The sequence below is a fragment of the Microcoleus sp. w1-18aA5 genome, from assembly GCF_036701705.1.
In the GTDB taxonomy this organism is placed as follows: Bacteria; Cyanobacteriota; Cyanobacteriia; order Cyanobacteriales; family Microcoleaceae; genus Microcoleus.
Window position 1 is genome coordinate 1 of sequence record NZ_JAUPTE010000177.1, and the last position, 1,275, is coordinate 1,275.

1 protein-coding gene and 1 pseudogene are annotated in these 1,275 nt (G+C 38.5%); one reads left to right on the top strand and one right to left on the bottom strand.

The annotated features are described in order from the left end of the window. Positions 1-126: 126 nt before the first annotated feature. Positions 127-558 carry a helix-turn-helix domain-containing protein gene (locus Q5691_RS27565; protein WP_333348422.1) on the top strand — a complete coding sequence of 144 codons (432 nt, stop codon included), beginning with the start codon at positions 127-129 and terminating at the stop codon, positions 556-558. Here the strand turns inward: Q5691_RS27565 and Q5691_RS27570 are convergent. Next, positions 515-1,189, bottom strand: a pseudogene (locus Q5691_RS27570) (transposase); the annotation flags it as partial. The gene Q5691_RS27565 and the pseudogene Q5691_RS27570 sit on opposite strands and share 44 nt — an antisense overlap. Between the last annotated feature and the right edge of the window lie 86 nt (positions 1,190-1,275).

The following is a 1,275-nucleotide window of genomic DNA, read 5'->3' on the forward strand; positions in this document are numbered from 1 at the left end:
CTGGTTGCTGGGGGCTTTTTCATTGGTTTATTTTACCAGCTTTTGTCACCGAAGTTTTTTTGACCTGAATCCTTACCATCAGGAATTATGTTAGACTTCCATCAGGAACTTCACACACACCTATCTATGGCATCCACAAACGATCGCTTCGTCGAAGCCGAAAGCCGATGGGACTTAAAAACTCTGTACTCGGACTTGGCCGCCGTTAAGGGAAAGCCTCTCACCCCCGTAGAAAAGCTGCATCTGCAGGGGTTGCTTTGTGGCTACAGTCCGGCTGAAATCGCCGAAAAGCTGAAAAAGAATCCCAAGGGAGTTGAAACTGACCTGTGTGCCTCTATTTATAAATACGTTAAAGCCTTTGTGGGTAAAGGCATTGAAAAGATAGAAAACTGGAGAAATATTGCTGAATGGCTTGAGGATGCTGGATATAAAACTCAGTCGTCTGCTAAATTCCCAACCAAAGATTTATTACCCGAAAAGAGTGTAGTTAATATAACAATACTTCGGACAGTTTTTAAGCAGCGAGAGTACCATAGGATAGGACTGACGGAAGGTTAGGGTGATTTAAAATTAAATTCCGGTCTAAATCTAACTTATCAATAAAGGTGTAAAGTATATGCCTATTGAATTCACGGCGTTTATAAGAGGTCATGGAAAACACGAATGGCTTGGGAGATGAATGACGATTATAAGCTTCATATTTGGCTAAATTTAAAGCAATTAGACTGGCGTTAAAATGAAAATCAAGGCATTGACCACTACGAGATTGACAATTGGATAAGCCCGTAAATTGTTTGGCATCACGAAAAATAAACTCAATCTGAAAACGAGCCTGATAATACTCAAGTATTTGCTCACCTGTCAGCTCGATATCAGTGCTGAATAATAAAATATTTTTGATTTTACCATTGGGTTGGAGTTCTGAAAGACAAGCTAAACGTATTTTGCATTTTAAAGAAACACTCCATACTACTAATGAGTAAAGCTTAACTCCCGGTTTAACTGCTTTGATGAAGGTTAAGTTTTTTAACTTATTACATTCTACTTTTCCATCGTATTTACGAGGTGCACCTATTTTATTTTTTTCACCTGTATAGAGGTACTTTAAGTTGGCATCTGAGCGTAATTTACTAATCAAATTTAAATTTGAATTTCGTACAGCATCCCAGAACTTAGCGCGGCAATAATAACCATCAGCTACAGGGCTATTTCATTCTAGTGTAAGGCCTGATAGAATAACAGATTAATCTCACTGAGGGTTCAGGTCAAAATGTC